The 18,789-nt window shown below is 45.2% G+C and carries 17 protein-coding genes; 6 read left to right on the top strand and 11 right to left on the bottom strand.

The annotated features are described in order from the left end of the window. Positions 1-122 precede the first annotated feature (122 nt). Entirely contained in the window at positions 123-1,499 is a 1,377-nt protein-coding gene (locus QT992_RS29720; protein WP_333313424.1) for an ATP-binding protein, read from the top strand. 108 nt (positions 1,500-1,607) lie between these two features. On the opposite strand, the gene QT992_RS29715 is transcribed toward QT992_RS29720, so the two are convergent. Next, positions 1,608-2,408, bottom strand: a complete 801-nt coding sequence (locus QT992_RS29715; RefSeq protein WP_333341601.1) for an ion transporter — start codon at positions 2,406-2,408, stop codon at positions 1,608-1,610. A gap of 25 nt (positions 2,409-2,433) precedes the next feature. On the opposite strand from QT992_RS29715, the gene QT992_RS29710 reads away from it, so the two are divergent. Continuing rightward, on the top strand, positions 2,434-4,170 hold the full coding sequence (locus QT992_RS29710) for a pentapeptide repeat-containing protein (RefSeq protein ID WP_333341603.1): 1,737 nt from the start codon (positions 2,434-2,436) through the stop codon (positions 4,168-4,170). Between the two features lie 277 nt (positions 4,171-4,447). Beyond that, positions 4,448-4,969, top strand: coding sequence for a hypothetical protein (locus tag QT992_RS29705; protein WP_333341605.1), 522 nt, complete (start codon positions 4,448-4,450; stop codon positions 4,967-4,969). A gap of 60 nt (positions 4,970-5,029) precedes the next feature. Here the strand turns inward: QT992_RS29705 and QT992_RS29700 are convergent, their stop codons facing one another. Both QT992_RS29700 and QT992_RS29695 read right to left on the bottom strand, forming a co-directional pair. Then, on the bottom strand, positions 5,030-5,647 hold the full coding sequence (locus QT992_RS29700; RefSeq protein ID WP_333341606.1) for a DUF4276 family protein: 618 nt from the start codon (positions 5,645-5,647) through the stop codon (positions 5,030-5,032). Further along, the gene (locus tag QT992_RS29695; RefSeq protein ID WP_333341608.1) at positions 5,641-6,840 is read right to left on the bottom strand and encodes an AAA family ATPase; all 1,200 of its coding nucleotides are present in this window, start codon (positions 6,838-6,840) and stop codon (positions 5,641-5,643) included. The genes QT992_RS29700 and QT992_RS29695 overlap by 7 nt, the downstream gene beginning before the upstream one ends. Before the next feature lie 223 nt (positions 6,841-7,063). Here QT992_RS29695 and QT992_RS29690 point away from each other — a divergent pair, with 223 nt between their 5' ends. Further along, positions 7,064-7,408 (top strand): NAD(P)H-quinone oxidoreductase subunit M, encoded by a 345-nt coding sequence (locus QT992_RS29690; RefSeq protein WP_333378376.1) that lies wholly within the window; start codon positions 7,064-7,066, stop codon positions 7,406-7,408. A gap of 214 nt (positions 7,409-7,622) precedes the next feature. On the opposite strand, the gene QT992_RS29685 is transcribed toward QT992_RS29690, so the two are convergent. Next, positions 7,623-7,979 (bottom strand): hypothetical protein, encoded by a 357-nt coding sequence (locus QT992_RS29685; protein ID WP_333341610.1) that lies wholly within the window; start codon positions 7,977-7,979, stop codon positions 7,623-7,625. A gap of 924 nt (positions 7,980-8,903) precedes the next feature. Here QT992_RS29685 and QT992_RS29680 point away from each other — a divergent pair. Together QT992_RS29680 and QT992_RS29675 are read left to right on the top strand one after the other, a co-directional pair. Then, a complete protein-coding gene (locus QT992_RS29680) occupies positions 8,904-11,219 on the top strand; it encodes a protein phosphatase 2C domain-containing protein (protein WP_333313431.1) in 2,316 nt (771 codons plus the stop codon). A 162-nt stretch (positions 11,220-11,381) separates the two neighbouring features. Continuing rightward, the gene (locus tag QT992_RS29675; RefSeq protein WP_333313433.1) at positions 11,382-12,107 is read left to right on the top strand and encodes a glycosyltransferase family 25 protein; all 726 of its coding nucleotides are present in this window, start codon (positions 11,382-11,384) and stop codon (positions 12,105-12,107) included. Between the two features lie 393 nt (positions 12,108-12,500). Here QT992_RS29675 and QT992_RS29670 read toward each other — a convergent pair whose 3' ends face one another. The 7 genes from QT992_RS29670 to QT992_RS29640 form a co-directional block, all read right to left on the bottom strand. After that, positions 12,501-12,866: a DUF1823 family protein gene (locus QT992_RS29670; protein WP_333144302.1), complete on the bottom strand. Its 366-nt coding sequence runs from the start codon at positions 12,864-12,866 to the stop codon at positions 12,501-12,503. Positions 12,867-13,014: 148 nt separating this feature from the next. Further along, a complete protein-coding gene (gene gap, locus QT992_RS29665; RefSeq protein ID WP_333341618.1) occupies positions 13,015-14,049 on the bottom strand; it encodes a type I glyceraldehyde-3-phosphate dehydrogenase in 1,035 nt (344 codons plus the stop codon). 638 nt (positions 14,050-14,687) lie between these two features. Beyond that, positions 14,688-14,999, bottom strand: coding sequence for a P-II family nitrogen regulator (locus tag QT992_RS29660; RefSeq protein ID WP_223300725.1), 312 nt, complete (start codon positions 14,997-14,999; stop codon positions 14,688-14,690). 1 nt (position 15,000) lies between these two features. Further along, positions 15,001-15,972: a sodium-dependent bicarbonate transport family permease gene (locus QT992_RS29655; protein WP_333313435.1), complete on the bottom strand. Its 972-nt coding sequence runs from the start codon at positions 15,970-15,972 to the stop codon at positions 15,001-15,003. 203 nt (positions 15,973-16,175) lie between these two features. Then, positions 16,176-16,910 (bottom strand): glutathione peroxidase, encoded by a 735-nt coding sequence (locus QT992_RS29650; protein WP_333313708.1) that lies wholly within the window; start codon positions 16,908-16,910, stop codon positions 16,176-16,178. A gap of 341 nt (positions 16,911-17,251) precedes the next feature. After that, entirely contained in the window at positions 17,252-17,893 is a 642-nt protein-coding gene (locus QT992_RS29645) for a Uma2 family endonuclease (protein WP_333341614.1), read from the bottom strand. A 42-nt stretch (positions 17,894-17,935) separates the two neighbouring features. Further along, a partial coding sequence (locus QT992_RS29640) for a sulfotransferase (protein WP_333313439.1) occupies positions 17,936-18,789 on the bottom strand: 854 nt, incomplete at its 5' end.

Raw genomic sequence — 18,789 nt, 5'->3', positions numbered from 1 at the left:
TTTGAGCGTATAGAGGTGCTTTGATAACGCCTCCCGTGAGTTTTCGGATTCATTCAAGAATCCCCGTGGCTTCAGCCTTGGGGAGTATCAATTTCCCAGCGTTTCGGCAACTAAAAGTTCCAGTGGCAAATAAATTCAGTTCCAAACTCCTTGGCCCTTCACTCTCCGAAGGCAGCCATCAAGACCTTTCCCTAGAGTCTACACTCTGGGATTTGCCCCTGTATGACTTTCAGGTTAAATCGAGCTGCTTAGCCGTGGCAGTTGCCGAAATGTTTGAACAGCACCCCCTAGTGCCGGGAGTCGTCTTGATGGAAGCAGGAGAGTTTGCTGGCATGATATCCCGCAGGCAACTGCTGGAATATTTGCTCAAACCCCAAGGCCCTGAGCTATTTTTGCAGCTGCCACTAAAAGTTCTCTACAGTTACGCTCGCGTCGAAATATTATTGCTTCCAGAGAGTACAACCATATTGGCCGCCGCCCCACAAGCTCTGCGTCGATCGCCCGAATTGCAGGCAGAACCGATCGTCGTCCAAATAGACTCCCAATCTTACCGACTCTTAGACCCTAACGCACTCAACATCGCGTACTGGCAAATTCGCGGCATAGAAACTCAAGTCCGCTACGAAAGAGCCCAAACTCAAATGATTCAAAGCGAAAAAATGGCTAGTTTAGGCCGTTTAGTCAACGGAGTCGCCCACGAAATTTTAGATCCGGTAGGCTTTATTTGGGGGAATTTAACCTACGTAAGCGACTACAGCAAAAACTTGATGGAATTACTCTCAGTTTACGACGCATACTGTACCGATCCCCCGCCGGAAATAGCACGGCTCAAAGAAGAGATAGACTATGACTTTTTGCAAAACGATTTTCTCCGAACTGTGGCCAGCATCAAATCAGGCGCAGAACGTTTGAGCAAGTTGGCAACCAGTTTGCAAAACTTCTGCCACATCGACGATATTTATCCGAAACCAACCGACTTGCACGCCAACATAGACAGCATACTTTTGCTGCTCAAAAGTCGTTTGACTAGGGAAATCCAAGTAGTGAAAAACTACGGCTACCTGCCACCAGTGCCGTGCTATGCAGGACAGCTAAACCAAGTATTTATGAATATCTTAACCAACTCTATTCATACATTAATTAACGAAGCAGTCGGTCAAGAATTGGCGAAAGAGTTCAAAGGTGGAGGACTCAGAGAGGCGGATCGCCAGCCTAAAATTGAAATCACAACTCAAGTCTGCTGTCCCGAACCGGCGTCGGATTTAGACAAACTTCATGTTCGCTGGGTTTCGATTTGCATAGCAGATAACGGGCCAGGAATGTCACCTAGCAAGTACAAAAAAATCATAGAATCATTCTCTACGGAAAAACGCGCCCTCAAAGAAACCAGTTTAGCAGTTAGCTATCAAATAGTGACGGGCAAACACGGCGGTGCATTCAGAATGCGATCGGAGTTAGGCAGAGGCACTGAATTTGAAATTTTGTTACCGTTAGCTTAAAGAAGGAAAGCACTACACGGATTTTGACACGGATACACGGATGAATTATCTAGGGTGAGGCAGTAGTCAACAGTCAACAGTCAACAGTCAACAGTCAACAGTCAACAGTCAACCATTATCTAACTGACTGCCGCACATTTTACAAAATCTAGCATTAGCATCGTGTACAGACCAACCGCAACCTTTACAAACAGCTTCTCCGTGATTAGCACTTTTAACTAATTGTTTAATCAAATCCCCCAATTGCCAAGGAATCAGAGCAATTCCCGTCAAAATCATCAAAATAGTCAGAAAACGACCGGATTCCGAAATCGGAGTAACATCGCCAAAGCCCACCGTGGTCATCGTGACAACCGAGAAATAAACAGCATCCAAAAAAGTCGCAAAACTTTCGGGATTGGCCGGATGTTCGACTTGATAAATCAAACCAGAATAAACAAAAATTATTGCCAGCAAAGTAAACAAAATCCGAGCAAAAATCACCCCATCTTCGCTGCTGATGCGGAAAATAGAAATTTTTAATTCCAGAAAACGGATGAGTCGGAGAATTCTAAACCAGCGAAAAATTCGGATAAAACTAACGTTGACAAATCCCAGTAAAAATGGTAAGATTGCCAGCAAATCAATAATTGAAAAAAAACTAAAAATAAATTTAACTCGATCTTCGGCACACCACAGCCGCAATAAATACTCAAACACAAAAAAAACTAAAAGCGCTGTATCGAGAGTTTGCAAATTAATTCTCACAGTTTCCGAAATCGGGTAAGTTTCGGCGATGAAGCTGGTCGAAGATAGGAGAATTAGTCCGGTAAGGGTTAAATTGACGGTTCTGCCAATTGGGGTTTCGATGTCTTCGAGATAAAATCCAATTTGCGATCGGGTTAACATAGATGAGATAATTAATACCATTTATGAGGTAAGGGAATTATCGCATATGAGTATCGAATTAACTAAGGGTGACAGGTTCAATCTTTCTAAAGAAACTCCTGATTTCAGTAAAATTGCGATCGCCCTGGGTTGGCAAGTCAGCCAGACAGCACAAAACTGCGACATTGACGCATCTGTTTTTATGTTAGGGGCGGACGGTCGGATTCCTGATGAAAAGTATTTTGTATTTTACAACAATCTGACCTCCCCCGACGGTGCGGTGAGGCATTCAGGAGACAGCGCGACTGGCCAAATAGACGGAGATGATGAGACGGTTTATGTGGATTTGAGTAAAATCAATTCGGCGATTCAGGAAATTGTGTTTATTGTGACTCTTCACGAGGGACAGGAAAAGAATCAAAGTTTTAGTCAAGTTACAAATGCTTTTATCCGGCTTTACAATTCAGAGAATCTTAGCGAATTGGTTCGGTACAATTTAAATCAGATTTTTTCCCAAGAAACGGCTTTAGAATTTGGACGCTTGTACAAGAAGAATGGCGAATGGAGATTTCAGGCGGTAGGACAGGGATATAATGCTGGGTTGCAAAGTTTTGTAGATAAGTATTACGTTGAGAATGCGGTTGAGAAAAGCTCGAATGCTGGTGGGAAGGTTGATGATGCTGAGGTTGTGAGGCGGTTTAGCGATCGGGTGGATCGGTTATTGCGCGAAGAGGCGATCGAGGAGACACCGATTCCAGTATCTAGCGAAGCGGTAGAACAGCCTGCTGCTACTCCTGTGAATGCGGATACTGTGCAATCTGAGGAAGAGGCAAAAATAGATGATTCTGCACTAGAAAATCTGGAACCCGCTATTAGTGCTGAGGAATTTTGGAAACGGTATGAAGATGGAGAACGCGACTTTACAGGGATTAACCTAGCGGGAGTGGATTTAAGTGGCAAAACTCTCGACTCTAATGTCAGTCTAAGTCAAGCAAACCTGAGCAGTGCCAATCTAACAAAAGCCAACTTAACAGGAGTAAATTTGATTGGAGCTAACTTGCAAGGGGCAAATTTGAACTTAACAAACTTGCGAAGCGCAGATTTAATTCAAGTTAATTTGAGTGGCGCTAACTTAATTAAGGCAACATTGTCTTCCGCAAGACTAATTCAGGCAAATTTGAGTCAAGCTAACTTAAGCGAAGCAAACTTAAATAGCGCAAACCTGACTACAGCAAACCTCAGTAGAGCTAACTTAACTCAAGCAAGTCTACATAGTGTTAACCTGACAGGAGCCGATTTAAGTCACTCGAAGGTAACTAAAGTGAACCTAACTTATGCAAACCTCAGTGGCGTTAACTTAACAGGGGTAAGTTGGGCTGGGGTAAATCTTGAAGGAGTTAACCTTAGTGGCATGAATTTAAGTGGGGCGAATTTGACGGGCGCAAACTTAAGTCATGCTAAGTTGATTGGGATTAACTTAAGTGGAGCAAGTTTGAGTGGGGCAAACTGTTTAGGCGCTAACTTGGATGGTGCTAATCTCACAGGGGTAAATTTGATTGGGGTAAACTTACAAAGTGTTAATTTGAGCGGGCAAAAATTGAGTGGTTTTAATCTTTCTGGGGCTAATCTAAATGGAGCAAACTTAAGTGAAGCAGACTTAAATTCTGCAAACTTGTGCGGGGCAAATTTGAGCTTTGCAAACTTAGAGAAAACTAACCTGAAGGAAGCTAAACTGCTTGGGGCAAACCTGGAAAAGGCAAAACTCGCAGGTGCAATTATGCCAGATGGCACAATTCACGAATAAATTCGATCGCCAATATTAAAAAGCAAGGTGGGCAATGTATTGGTGTGAAGTTAACCGAAAGTCCACCAGGGAATGAATTCCCTGGCTAATAGCTTAAGTCCTCTGAAGAGGACTAATGAGTTCTTCAGTCCTCTTCAGAGGACTTTTGCTATGAGGCAGGGAATTCATTCCCTGCCGGACTGAGGGAAATAGCGTTAAATTGATACCAATAGTGGGGTGTGCATCGCCCTAGAAATAGATTAGGATTAGTATTAAATATCAAATACATAGATTTTCCATGAATGAATCTGACACAGAAATTATAGAATCTACCCTCAGATGGATGACGGAGTTTGTCGAGTTACCGCATCCAGTTTTCAGCGATTTACCGATTTGTCCCTTCGCTAAAAAAGCACGCTTGGCTAATCAAATTTTATTCAAAATCGAGCGGTTTTCAGCGCTGACTGAGTTCGATCGCGATTCTGCCATCATGAAATCGATTCATGAATTTTACAATTCGGAATTTGAAATCATGGTAGTAATTAATCCCGAAAAAACTGCAATTAGTGCGCCAGAAACTAAAGAACTGATAGACAAATTGAATAATCAGATTTCCGAGTTGGGCTTGCTGGCTTTTCACATCCATCCCGAAGAAGATTTTAATATTGACGGGCTTCATACTCGGAGGATGCCCTATCCCGGCTTCACTGTTCAAGTAAATTCTAAGCTGAAGCCAGCTTCCGATGCTTTAGAGAAAACTGAATATTACAAAAATTGGACTGCCGAACAACTAAAAAATTTCGGGATTCCGAGAAATTGACGATCGCCCTTCCCCCCTTTCTCCCTGTCTTGCTTCGCGCCCTTGGCTACTTTCATCGCTTCAATCCTCCATGAGTTTGGTGAGAGTGGTAAAAATACGATCGCACTCTGAAGAAGCCTTGCGAACCTTGTCAACATCCAACATTTCTAACAGCTTGGAAGCGTGCTGTATCTTTTGATATTCGCCTTTCGATTTTGTGTCGCGGCTAGCTGCTTTCAGACTTCGTTCTAACAAATCCTTTTCAATCGTCTCTACATTGATATTTTTAGGAATCTCATTTTGTTTAAATCCCTGTCCGTAAAATCTTTTTAAAGTATCAATATCAGCTATCAACCAAGCTTCCATCGCTTGCACCATGAGATAGCAATGAGTGTCATCAACCCCAGGCGAATCCCAATTATCCCTCCACTTCAAATGCTCCCAAGGCGGCTGCTTTACAGGGGCTTCTGAGTCAACTAAAAGGATGATAAAAGCATTTGGGTGATCTGCCAAAGCATTCTTGAAATCCCTGAAAGCATTATTCCGGGAACCGCAAACAGTGATATTCCACTTGATTTTATTGCTGCGGGCAACCTCCACAAGTTCTTTGAAAAAAAAGCTAAATCCTCCTCGAAGTAATTGCTTTGTATTCTTGCCATCGCCGCCGCCTTCGATGTAAATGCGAATCTCCTTTACCATCGGTTGCCCCCGATTTCTCCCATCCGCCAAAGGTCTCCCAAACTGTAATTCTCAAGCCATTTTTTCAGTCGTTCGGGATCGAGACGGCTCAGGTGACTTCCTCTATCATCCCGATCGCATATTAACACTGACTCAGGACTCAGAGCCGACACTAAAGCATCGGAATGGGTTGTCACAATCAATTGTGTGCGCTGTGAGGCTTCGATCAACATTTCAGCAACAGCAGGCAGAATGTCGGGATGCAAGCCAATCTCCGGTTCTTCAATACAGATAAGTGGCGGAGGAGTTGGATCTAGAAGTAAAGCTATTAAGAATAAATAACGCAGCGTACCATCTGATAAACGAGTTGCGGGTATTGGCTGAATTAATCCTGTTTCGCGGATGAATATCTGGACAGTACCGCCATAAATCTTGATACTCAGTTCTTCAGCAGCATCATAGAACAGCTTTAATTTGTCAATAATTTGCCTGCTTCCTAATTGATACTGTAAGTTATTTAAAACCAGTCCTAAGTTGCCACCATCTTCTAAAAGCGGATGTTCTGGCAAGTCAGTTTGCTGAGCTTTTCTAGATATTGAATCTCTCCCTGTCTGCCAGTTACGATATAAACCAATGTCGGCAAATTTATTTCCCAGATATGAGAGTTCTGGATATTGTTCGGGATCTTTTCTTTGAGATAAGATAGATTGATCGGGAATGATATCTTCTCGCCGCAGATTCCGCAGCGTTCTTGGTTGCTGCTCGTTTTCCTGTATAACATTGATAACAGGGCGACCCCGATCGCTATAACGGTAGTAAAAAAATGGATTGCTTTCAGAACTATTGCGCGGTTCCATATCTTCTATAGCTTCGTCCACTACTTCAAGTCTCTGACCGGATGTGGTAAAACTAATCTGATAGCGCAGTGGCATCGTTCGTTCTGGGTAATCTAAAATAGCCTCAATTTTTGCTGTGGGAGTACCTTTTTCACCTTTCCACAGAAAATCGCTGATACCACCTCCTTGACGAATCGGAGCAAGTAAGTCGGTAGGTGTTGCCTTCAACACTCCCATCGCTTCAATTAAGTTAGACTTGCCGGATGCGTTAGTACCGATCAATACATTCAGGGGTTGCAGTTCAATTTTTTCCCCCTCACTTCCATAGGAAAGGAAGTTTTGCAGTTGCAGGGAGTGAATAAATCTCTTGCCTTCCACCTTGTCCTCCTATGCCAATTCTGAACTATTATACTTTACGAAAGCTTTTGTTTTTAGTCTTGAATTAAGTAGGTCTCAAAACTACCGATTCCAAGTCTTTGCCTTGAAGTCGGAGGGGGAGTGAGATATCCCGATCGATCCCACAACAGGCGACCTACTCTCCTCCAACGGTCTGTGACCCATTACAATTAATTCAGCAAAAAATCTTTACACATAAGAACTCATGCAGATCAAGTCAACAACCCGCCATATTCGCATATACACCGCCATCCTCGAAGATAACGAACTCGTCCCCAGCAACGACCTTTTGACCCTCGACATTGACCCAGATAACGAACTTAACTGGAACGACGAGTCAGTCAAACAGGTATATGCCAAATTCGACCAACTCGTAGACGCTTACGAGGGCGAAGACTTGACCGAGTACAACCTCCGCCGCATCGGTTCGGAGTTGGAACACTTGGTACGATCGTTCCTCCAAAAAGGCCAAATCAGCTATAACCTCAACAGCCGCGCTGTTAACTACAGCATGGGCTTGCCTCAAGTTGATTCCAAAGTTCACCTGTAAGGGCGATCGGGCGATCGGCATTTATGTCAACTTAAGATTGAAACCCATAATAAATGTCGCTTGTAGCTGAGTTTTGATCCCTCCTACTTCTCTTAATCAGGGGAGTACGGGGGAAAAGAGGGTTCTGTTTCGTCTCTCGCTTTGGGGATTGAGGGGGATTTAGACTTGGATACAGAGGAAAGGTGGAGATGGGGAGAATTGGGAAAATCTGCTTTTATTCTTCTTCCTGGTTCTTTCTGACTCCTGACTCCTGACTCCCGGCTTCTTCCTTCTTCCGACTTTGATCGGACTTCTCCCCCGCCTCCCCAGCATCAACCGGAGGACTTGGAACGCGATCGCGTTCCAAAAACTGTTTAACTGCTAATTGGCGGTTGGTCATAAACTGACCCCAAGCGCCGGGAAACAGCCCGTCCAAGGTTTCCACCAGCGCCCAAACCTCAAGATTCATCACTTTGTAATAAAAACTGTGAGAATGTTGAATGCTAGTGAGTATTTCGTCTATTTCAACAGCAGGCAGCAGCTTCGGATCGGGCAAATTCTTGGAAAAGGCGCTGGGTTCATGTGGGGCCATGGTTAAATACTCAACAGCTTGCAGAGGCCGATCAGTCGATTTTAGATTTTAGATTTTAGATTTTAGATTTTAGATTGATTCCACAGATGAATCTGGGGGCTTGAACTAAATATCTAATTTTTTTGGCTTTCCACGACTCCTGTCGGGGGCTTGCGTCCATCAGTCGATTTGAGGTTTGAGATTTTAGATTGACTCCACAGATGAATCTGGGGGTCTGAACTAAATATCTAATTTTTTGGCTGTCCACGACTCCTGTCGGGGGCTGGCATCCGTCAGTCGATTTGAGATTTGAGCTTTGAGATTGACTCCACAGATGAATCTGCGGGCCTGTATCCGTCTTTGGGTAGGGTTAAATTTAACTTCTGTTGCGAAACTAGGGTGCGAGGCACAGATGACCCTTCGCGAGAAAACCGACAATTGATATTTATTTATACCTGTCGGCTCAGGTGATTTCTACCTAGCTGCATCATACCATTAGAGTTAGTCTAAAATCTCAATTCCCTTGAGTGCTGCGATTTCTTCGGAAATGGCCGCTATCAGGAATATGCTGAAAACAGCGTGATTTCAAGCCGAGGACTTGGGCGTCGCGCGATCGTCTAACTCTGAAAGCTCCTAGCAAGAGTCCTCGGCGGGTTAACAAAATGGTAGACTATTTGTGTCAGTACAAGACATTAAAACCTACCCCTAGACTGGGGGAAAGTCACGCCTAAAACATTGTCAGGAGATATCGCTACGCACACAACAGTGCAAACGTGGTGAGCCTAGGAACCTGAAAAATCAGGATATTAGGACTGCGAAGTCTTAAGAATCTCCGTCTGTTGAGAAAGCGGGGGTGTCAAATAATCGCCACGTATCAACCCGTCGAGGTTCAATCGCTAAAATAGTTCAGATCAGCACGCTTGCCCAAAGGCGTCAGGAACCCTTATGCAAAACTCTGTGGCAAAACACTACTTATGGGCTTTAGGTGAAGGGATCAAAGGGTGTAAGCCAGGCGATCTGATCGCTGGTCGCTACTTGGTCAAGCGCGATCGACTTCTTGTCGATACTCAACCCGAACACTTGCCGGAACTGCCCGATGAGATTCCGAGTGTTGTCACTCCTTATCTGAGACTGTTTGCCTATCAGTTGCACGTACCTCAAGTATACGGCCTGGTATCGTCCAAGATGAGCAAGCTTTCGGGAGATATCTGGCTGCTGGAAAACGGGCCGATTTTGAAGGTGACGGAATCTTTAATGCCGGAATTGGCGGACTCCTGGAAAGGAGCCGCAGCGATGCGGCAGCTCAATTGGCTGTGGCAAATGGCCCAGTTGTGGCAACCGTGTATCGCTCAAGGCGTCGCTTCGACGCTGCTGACTCCCGAACTGCTACGGGTGGAAGGGCAATTGGTGCGGTTTCTGGAATTGCAGCCCGATCGCAAACCGCCTCATTTGTCGCAGTTGGGCAAATTGTGGCAGCAGTGGCTAGAAGATGCTCACCCGGCTATTGCTAATTTTTTGAGGCAACTTTGCCAGCAAATGGTTGCCGGTCAAGTGCGCCACGGCGAACAACTAATGGGCCAGTTGGATAAAGCTTTGGCAAAGTGCGGCCGATTTTACGATCGTCACGTTGAAATTGCCACGGGCACGGATGTAGGCAGATCCCGCGCTCACAACGAAGATGCTTGCTATCCCCCCAGCGGTACGCTGTTGGCAGGAAATCCGGGGGCGGAAGCTTGCGCGATCGTCTGCGACGGTATCGGTGGACAAGACGGCGGCGAAGTCGCTTCGGAAGAAGCAATTGGTGTACTGCGCGACAAGTTGGAGCAAATGCCCCTGCATCAAGCTAATTGGGACCCGTTGAGCCTGACTTCCAAGCTGGAACGGGCGGCTTGTGCTGCTAACGACAAGATAGCCAGCCGCAACGACAGCGAACACCGCCAAGGCCGCCAGCGGATGGGAACTACCCTAGTTATGGGTTTAGCCCACATTCACGAGCTCTACGTCGCCCACGTCGGAGACAGTCGGGCTTACTGGATTACCCGCACCGGCTGCTATCAAGTTACTCTCGATGATAATGTGGCTTGCCGCGAGGTGCGTTTGGGCTACTCTCTCTACCGGGATGCTTTGGAACAAGTGGCCGCCGGAGCTCTGATTCAAGCTTTGGGGATTACTTCGTCCAACACTTTGCACCCGACTGTGCAGCGTTTTCCGGTGGATGAAGACTGCGTTTTGCTGCTGTGTTCCGACGGTTTGAGTGATAAAGACCGGGTTGAGGAATGTTGGGAAGCGGAGATTTTGCCAATTCTCGACGGTAGCATTAGTTTGGCTAAGGCGCGCGATCGACTGATTGAGATTGCTAATACTAGAAACGGTCACGATAACGTCACTGTTGCTTTAATTCACTGTCAAGCACATTTGAGGGAAGACGGCAATACTTTTACAGAACTGTCTGTCGCACCTTTAGATACGCCGATCGAACTCATTTCCGACAGCGAGGATATGCCAACGGATTTGACAGAAAGCACAAGCCTGGGCGAGGGGAATTCTCAAGGAAAAACGCTGTTGTTACCGCCGGAAAAAAGCAAAAGTTTATTTTCGCTGCTGCTGAAAATTTTATTTTTATTAGGGTTGGGGGGTGTATTTGCTTATTTTTTCATCCCTCCGGTGGGTCGGGCGATCGATACTGCCGGGGAGTCGATTTTCGGGAAACGCGGTTTAATTAATGCTGGAAGCACGCCGGAGAAAACAGTTGAATCTGTAGCTTCTCCGGTCAAATCTTTAGAAACAGGCTCGTTTATAGAGATTAAAAGTTCTGCGGCTGGGGAATTGGGAAAAGAGGGCGATCGCTTGGATTTGCGAGGCGCAATCGGTGAGTTGACTGTCAAAGGAACAGTCCCCGCCGGCAGCGTTTTGCAGGTGACAAACAAACAGCTTACGCCTCAAGGCAATTGGCTGGAATTGAAAGTTTGTTCGATTCCTGAAATAGTGCGATCGAACTCTCCGAAACCCGAGTCAAATAAAGATTTTTCTACAGTTTCAAAACCGACACTGAATCCATCTCCCGCTGTGGCAACTCCCACTCCCTCGCCTTCCCCGGTAGTTAAGCCAACAGTTGAAGTAGAAAGCGCCAAGCTGCAACCGGGCGAAATTGGATGGATTCAAGAACAAGCTGCTGTTGATAAGGTACTCTCCAACCCAGCCCCCAACCCAACTCAACAGGGGAAATGCGTTGCTTCTGACTCCAATCCCAATGCTAATTAAACTGTTAATGCTAGCTCCGATCGAGGTAATTTCCGTAAGTTTAGGAAAATGGAAGATGCAGCTTGCTAAAAATAGAATAGTTTAAGGCAGACACAGACCTCAAATAAAATTTGAGATCCCTCAAGCCGAAGATTCCTCAACTTTTTGATTCGAGATAAAACTATGACGAAAATTACAGACTATTTCCAGGGAGTTTATGCGGTAAATCTCCCTGAGAGGAAAGACCGACGCCAACTCATAGTCAAGGAATTAGAAGAAGCAGGAATGCCCCTCACGCCCCATAAGGTTGAGATATTTCCCGCAATCCGCCCCGACGAAGCTGGAGGTTTCCCAAACATTGGGGCGAGGGGATGCTTTTCCAGTCATGTAGGTATTCTCAAGCAGGCAAAACAGGAGGGGTTGAGCAATATTTTGATTGTAGAAGACGACCTAGAAATTTCAGCAAAGTTCAGAAGCGACCAAGCTGTTATCGTCGAACAACTGTGTCACCAAGATTGGGATTTCGTCTACTTCGGACACCTCGAAGAGGTTGAACAAAAGTCTCCTGTCGCCCTCGTACCCTTTTCTGAAGCGATGAGAACCACTCATTTTTACGCTGTAAATGGCAGGATTTTCGATCGCCTCCTGCGGTTTCTGGAAGAACTACAACAGCGACCTCCGGGACATCCCGACGGCGGCCCGATGCACCTCGACGGAGCTTATTCTACTTTCCGATCTCAAAATCCTGATGTTGTCACCTTGATTGCTTCTCCAAACCTTGGGTGGCAAAGGAGTTCCCGTAGCGACATCTCTCCTAATGCCTGGTTTGACCGTGTACCGGGGTTTAGGCAATTGGCAGGTGCAGCCAGAACCAGCAAAACAAGGCTAAAGCGTTGGCTTTCTAGTTAATTGAATTCGAGTTTAAAATCCTTCGCTTATATCAAATCTGTTAGCACAATCGCCCGGAAAATAATTAATACCAAATCCGGGTTTATTACTCCCTTTATGAAGGCGGCGGTTGAAACCTTTTGACCTCAAACTATACACATAAAGTCTGCCGCAGTCCGGTGTCAGGGTTCGGGGTGAGGATGTTGGAATTGGCTGGTTTTAGTGTGTTTTGACTTTCAACAGGCTTAATTTTTGTTAATGAACCGCAGAGGACGCAGAGGACACAGAGAAAGAAAGGAAGAGTTTAATCAAGCTTTCAATCCTTTATAGGGATTTAGGGGTTTTCCTGCCAATAAATTTAATATCTCTGTACTTTAACGGTGGCCACAACCGCGCAGCCATCCCAAATTCCTTTTACGCCCCAGATTCGATAAAACCCATCAACCAATTAGCCATCGTCGCCCTGCGAGTCTGTCGGGGCCCGAATTCCCCAATTTTATAGCCTTTAAAGCCCAATTTTTCCTTCAGCAACTGCTTGTTTTCTGGAGGGGTCGATCGAGTCAATTTCACAGTCGCCGGCCTAGAATCGATAAAATCCGGCGGTTCCGGGTACTCTTGCCGCCACTCGGCTGCAACACCTGCACTGTTCCACTTGCCAGTCTCGGCATCCCAGCGGTAGCCCAGATACAGCCAAACTAATCGGTTGACGGCAGCATCGTCGATTTCTTCGTTGAGGATAGCCCAAATAGTTTCGTTATTCAGCGGTGGTAATTCAGACATAAGCGCGATCGAATCGGAAATAAAAAAAGTTTAACTCACATTAAATAATATTATCAGGAACGGGCTCTCCGGCCCGTTCCACAAAAAATCATAGGAATTTGTTTGTGGGTGAACCTCCGAGCCCGCCCAAAATGCCACCCCCAAAAAATTAATTATTCAAAATCCCGTCTTTCTCGGCCATCGACAGCATTAAGTCAATCACGCGGCAAGAATAACCCCACTCGTTGTCGTACCAGGAAACAACTTTGAAAAACTTAGAATTCAGTTCAATTCCCGCACCTGCATCGAAAATGCTCGATCGCGCGTCGCCCTGAAAATCTGTCGAAACTACCGCATCCTCAGTATATCCAAGAATGCCTTTGAGTTCGCCGCTCTCCGAAGCTTTTTTCATTGCCTCGCAAATTTCTTTATAGCTAGTTTCCTTCGCCGTTTTGAAAGTAAGGTCAACTACAGACACGTCGGGAGTTGGCACGCGCAAAGCCATTCCCGTCAATTTTCCTTTCAATTCTGGCAACACCAAAGTAACAGCTTTTGCTGCACCGGTCGAAGATGGAATAATATTTTGCGCCGCACCGCGTCCTCCCCGCCAATCTTTTTGGCTGGGCCCGTCTACAGTTGGTTGAGTAGCTGTCATTGCGTGAACTGTCGTCATTAAACCTTCTTCCAATCCGAAGTTATCGTTAATAACTTTGGCAATTGGTGCTAAACAATTCGTCGTACAGCTAGCATTAGAAACAACCGTATCTTTTGTCGGGTCAAATTTGTGGTGGTTGACGCCTACTAGAAAAGTTGGAACTTTTTCCGGGTCTTTTGTCGGTGCTGAAAGTATTACTCGTTTTGCTCCCGCCGTCAAGTGTTTTGATGCGCCTTCAAAATCTGTAAACAATCCGGTAGATTCTACAACATAATCTGCGCCGGATTTACCCCAAGGCAATTCTGCCGGATTTCTAATCGATGTGCAGGGGATAAATAGTCCGTCAACGACAATCCCGTCTGGTTTGCTTTCAACTTCGCCGTCGTAAATGCCGTGGGTGGAGTCGTATTTGAAAAGATAAGCCAGGTTTTCTGGCGAAACTAAGTCGTTAATGCCGACAAATTGGATGTTGGGGTTTTTGATGCCGGCGCGCATGACTAGCCGTCCGATGCGACCAAATCCGTTGATGCCGACTTTTAATGCAGCCATGTTTAAACTCCTATTGAAAATCTCGTTAGTCGATCGGGCGTTAGCGTTAGCGAAGCGATCCGAAGGAAAGCCCGCCCCTACGGGGGCTACGCCAACGAAGAGGATCGCCTGTTGTGGCTTAGAATTTACCACGCTTACGGATTTTTGCAACTGATTCTTTTCTATATCTTAAGAATTCTGAATTCTGCCCCGGCTGGGAAGGGCAATTAATCCTGAAAAGACCGCTGACTAATGGCTAATGGCTGATTTTTGTCAACTTGTAAAAGTGCTATAATAGACATAAAATATTTTCAAAATTGCATTTTTTAAATCAGCCTAAAGTAATAATAAAAAACTTATCCAAAAGGAGAAACGGATTAGCATTCTCACCAGTGACGATTGTCGGAACCAAAGCCTAGGATGAAAGTCGCAGATACGCGCAAGGACACGGCATTGCCCTGTCCATACACATATGGCGTACAATCTATAGCAATCCTTGCAGGAGTCGTAAATTTTTTACCCCACCCCAACCCTCCCCGAACTCGCGGGGAGGGAGTAAGAAATTCACAAATGATGCGAGGATTGCTATATGTGTAGCTCAAATTTTCCGAATTGGTATAATGACTAATGACTAATGACTAATGACTAATGACTAATGACTACCCGACGCACCTAGTAATTAGCAATTCCACCGCATCTGAAATAAAACACGACCCACCAAATTTATTGAGCACGGGTCTAATGTTTTCTGCAACTGCAGAAACTTGAGCTGGTGAACAAAAAGCAAGCACATAAATGTTATCCAGCGCCGTCATTGATGAATCACGGGAAACATGATCCCTAGTGCTTTTTCCAGCTACATCACGAATCACCGAATAACCGGGTACGCCAGCTTTGTCTAAACCGTCTAAAATCTTGCCGAGTTCTACTGAGTGGGCTATGATTTCTACTCTTTTGACTGACTCCATCATCTCACCTCCAAAACATATTGATTCCGTATAGATACAGGGGAATGCCTACAATGATATTAAATGGAAATGTCACTGCTAAGGCAGTTGAAATGTAAAGACTTGGATTCGCTTCAGGAACAGTTAGGCGCATGGCTGCTGGTACTGCTATATAAGAAGCACTCGCGCACAATACGGCAAACAGCAAAGTGTCTCCCTGCGGCATTCCGATTAATTTGGCTATTAGCAAAGCAATTACTGCGTTGACTATGGGAATTAGGATTGCAAAGCAGATCAGAAAAATTCCTGCTTCTTGCAAATCTTTAATTCTGCTGGCTGCAACCAGCCCCATGTCTAGCAAGAAAAAAGTCAGAACTCCGTAAAACAAGTCTTGAGTAAACGGACTCATAACTTCCCAACCGTGTTCTCCTGTCAGTATACCCATAATTAGGCTGCCAATGAGTAGAAAAACTGAACTGTTTAGGAATGCTTCTTGCAACACTTCTGGCCAAACTATTTCGCGTTTTCCTTCTTCCCCGCCAAATACACTGACTAGAATGAGACCAACTATAATTGCTGGGGATTCCATTAATGCTAGCGCGGCTACCATGTAACCGTCAAAGTCGATCCCCTGTGCTGTGAGGAAGGAGGTTGCGGTGATAAATGTGACGGCGCTGATGGAACCGTAGGTGGCTGCGATCGCGGCGGCATTGTAGGAGTCGAGTTTTATCCTCAGTATGAAAAAAGTATAAATGGGTACTAGCATTGACATCAGCATCGCGGCCACAATTGTCAGGGCAACTTGCTGGTCAATTCCGCTTTTGGACAGTTCGACGCCGCCTTTAAATCCGATCGCAAACAGCAGGTACAGCGAAAACAGTTTGGGGATGGGCGCTGGAATTTCTAAATCAGATTTGAGAAAAATTGCCAGCATTCCCATGAAAAAAGCTAATATGGGCGGATTTAAGATATTTGACGCGACTAAACTCAAATCCACGATCGTTCACTCCCATTTCTTGCGTTTTTAATATTTCTTCCCCAGTAATTGTGGCACGAGAATGGATAAATAGACCGATCGAACTTGTGACACGAAAGCTCGATCGGGCTAAATACCGCCAAATACCCCAAAGGCGCACAGTGCACACCCTACAACGAGTAAGGCGTGCACTCGACACCCGCAAGCTAAGTATTGTGGTTTAACTAAGCAACACCCAAATAAGACTCTAGGGCTTCGGAACCACCGATCAACTTGCCGTCGATAAATACTTGCGGCACAGTTGTAGCCCCAGTCATAGCCCGGAGCGATTTGGTTGTGATCTCCCGGCCCAAGACAATTTCTTCATAATCCAAGCCCTTTTGACTCAGCATTGCCTTAGCCTTAGCGCAGAAGGGACAGCCCATTTTTGTAAACAGCGAAACTACCTTCGGCTTCGCTGCTGCGGAGTTGATGTAGTTGAGCATCGTCTCGGCATCGGACACTTTGAAAGGGTCGCCCGGTTCATCAGGCTCAATAAACATTTTTTCAACCAAGCCATCTTTTACCAGCATCGAATAACGCCAAGACCGCTTGCCAAAGCCTAAATCTGTTTTGTCTACCAGCATTCCCATGCCTTCGGTAAATTCGCCGTTACCGTCGGGAATTAACGTCACATTGTCTGATTCTTGGTCTTTTGCCCACTCGTTCATCACAAAGGCGTCGTTGACGGAAATACAAACAATTTCATCTACGCCGTTTTCTTTGAAAACTTTGGCCAATTCGTTGTAACCGGGGAGGTGCGTGGACGAACAAGTGGGAGTAAAAGCCCCAGGCAGCGAGAACACTGCTACGGTTTTGCCTGCAAATATATCATCGGTGGTGACATCGACCCACTCGTTGTCTTTGCGAGTGCGAAAGGTGACTTTGGGTACTCTTTGACCTTCTTGGTTCGTCAGCATGATTTTAAATTCTTGGGTACTTGGGTTCAATTCCTTTGCTTATTATAGCGTACTCATAACGAGTATGAGTTGTCAAGGGGAGGCGAGTTTTTTTCTCGGACTTGGGCGCGCGCGCGAGCTCAGTTCATTGTCTTTGCGACAGATAGCAGATTTAAAACTTGCTGTTTAACCCTCTTTTGTCACTCTGGAAAATTAAAAATGAGAACCAAATTTTCAACTGTAGATAGATCAAGGATTTGAGCATTTATTTTCTAACAGAATGGCCCAAATCAAGGTTTTTGGTAAAAGCCTTATGATGTAACCATCCCAGATTATTTTCTGCCGAAACTGACAAAAGAGGGTTAAGTAGGTCGGCAATTCTGTCTCCATTCCTTTGCTGCTGCTAACGGGTGAGGATTTTTTACACATTCTGTCAACATATCGATATCAATTCCTGCCAGCAATTCGCTTTGTGTGATTAATTCATAACCGCAGTTGGACACGAATTCAACCGGAATTTCTTCTCGCAAATGGTAGATAGAAAATCGGTCATTTCGCCAGAACCAAACCTCTCGCACATTCAACCTTCTATAGAGTTCTAGTTTATTGATGCTGCCACTGGTAACAATCACTTCAATTACCAAATCGGGAAATTCTTTATCTGTGCCAATACAGTAAGCTTCATCCGGTTCCGTACCGCCACGTTTTTCCTCTTGTCGCAGAGTTGTAGACCCAAAAGGAAAATATTCTATTTCAGCTTCTACAAAGTAAATTTCTAGCAGATTTCCAATGCCAGTTTTGCGACTTTCATGGCGGCGAGAAGGTGACATAATTTCCAAAACTCCATCTAAATAAGTAACTCGATATCCTGCCGCATCTCCAATCCGATTCAGCAGTGTCTCGTATTGTTCCCAGTTGGCGCTATCGGTAATGTAGCGATCTTCAGGATCTTGGCGTTGGAGTGCTTGTTCCTTAAGTAGCGTATCTAGCTCGAACGTCAGCATCGGTATTACCTCCTTACAAGTTGTTCTAATCTTAGCTCAACTTTATTCCCAATCAAACTGCCTCCCCAAATATTCCTCTAATTCCTGATTGTAAGGTCGGAAATAATCGCTCAACCTGTCGCGAACCGATTCATTTACCCGCTGATAAGAACCAGGATTAGCATTTTGGTATTCAGACAATTGATATTCCGGCAAATCTAAAAATTCTAAAACTTGCTTGACAGTTGTCGCCGCACCTGCATAAAAATCTTCGCTTTTCAAAATTAACAACTGTTCTGGGGGAAAGAAAGTCCGCCAGTTTTTTATAAATTCTATGTACCTACCGCGAGCTAAATAATTCCCCGGTTCTTCGCCGATGATGTATTCTGGATTTTGACTCAACCGTTCAACTTCATCGCTAATTGCTCGATCGAGCGATCGCGCTTCCCAATTTAAGCCAGCCAAGCGGTAAAATTGAGAAATCGCCCGATCGACCGGATTTCGCAAAAGTACAATCAGTTTAGCCTCTGGAAACGCGGTGTAGAGACGTTCCGGTGCTTCCCGAGAGTCAAAATAGCTCGGACTTGCTTCGCCAGTTACAAATTCCTCTCCCGAAGGCATTGGTGGAAAATGAGCCAAATACCAATCAATCCCTCTGTCAAAGTGCCACGAGAAAAAATCCATCTCCTTTTTAATCGGAGTCAAAATTTGCGGGTGTTGAGCTAAATAAGTATACAGAGAAGTCGTCCCGCACCGCTGACAACCAATAATTATAAAGTTAGGAACTTGGACTGCTTTTAAGTTCCAATTTTGTGGAACAGGCATCTTGCCTGTATCTGCTTGTGGAACAGGCATCTTGCCTGTATCTGCTTGTGGAACAGGCATCTTGCCTGTATCTGCTTGTGGAACAGGCATCT

Origin of the sequence: Microcoleus sp. T3_D1 (assembly GCF_036700405.1) — a bacterium.
In the GTDB taxonomy this organism is placed as follows: domain Bacteria; phylum Cyanobacteriota; class Cyanobacteriia; order Cyanobacteriales; family Microcoleaceae; genus Microcoleus.
Note: the sequence above shows the minus strand (reverse complement) of the source record. Positions and strands in the feature narration are given on the sequence as shown.

What these genes read in the sequence shown, in the direction of transcription:
- QT992_RS29705 (WP_333341605.1), top strand. Translation starts at nt 4,448, where the DNA reads ATGAATGAATCTGACACAGAAATTATAGAATCTACCCTCAGATGGATG.
- QT992_RS29650 (WP_333313708.1), bottom strand. Translation starts at nt 16,910, where the DNA reads ATGCTGACGAACCAAGAAGGTCAAAGAGTACCCAAAGTCACCTTTCGC.
- gap (WP_333341618.1), bottom strand. Translation starts at nt 14,049, where the DNA reads ATGGCTGCATTAAAAGTCGGCATCAACGGATTTGGTCGCATCGGACGG.
- QT992_RS29715 (WP_333341601.1), bottom strand. Translation starts at nt 2,408, where the DNA reads ATGGTATTAATTATCTCATCTATGTTAACCCGATCGCAAATTGGATTT.
- QT992_RS29710 (WP_333341603.1), top strand. Translation starts at nt 2,434, where the DNA reads ATGAGTATCGAATTAACTAAGGGTGACAGGTTCAATCTTTCTAAAGAA.
- QT992_RS29680 (WP_333313431.1), top strand. Translation starts at nt 8,904, where the DNA reads ATGCAAAACTCTGTGGCAAAACACTACTTATGGGCTTTAGGTGAAGGG.
- QT992_RS29675 (WP_333313433.1), top strand. Translation starts at nt 11,382, where the DNA reads ATGACGAAAATTACAGACTATTTCCAGGGAGTTTATGCGGTAAATCTC.
- QT992_RS29690 (WP_333378376.1), top strand. Translation starts at nt 7,064, where the DNA reads ATGCAGATCAAGTCAACAACCCGCCATATTCGCATATACACCGCCATC.
- QT992_RS29685 (WP_333341610.1), bottom strand. Translation starts at nt 7,979, where the DNA reads ATGGCCCCACATGAACCCAGCGCCTTTTCCAAGAATTTGCCCGATCCG.
- QT992_RS29670 (WP_333144302.1), bottom strand. Translation starts at nt 12,866, where the DNA reads ATGTCTGAATTACCACCGCTGAATAACGAAACTATTTGGGCTATCCTC.
- QT992_RS29645 (WP_333341614.1), bottom strand. Translation starts at nt 17,893, where the DNA reads ATGCTGACGTTCGAGCTAGATACGCTACTTAAGGAACAAGCACTCCAA.
- QT992_RS29700 (WP_333341606.1), bottom strand. Translation starts at nt 5,647, where the DNA reads ATGGTAAAGGAGATTCGCATTTACATCGAAGGCGGCGGCGATGGCAAG.
- QT992_RS29660 (WP_223300725.1), bottom strand. Translation starts at nt 14,999, where the DNA reads ATGATGGAGTCAGTCAAAAGAGTAGAAATCATAGCCCACTCAGTAGAA.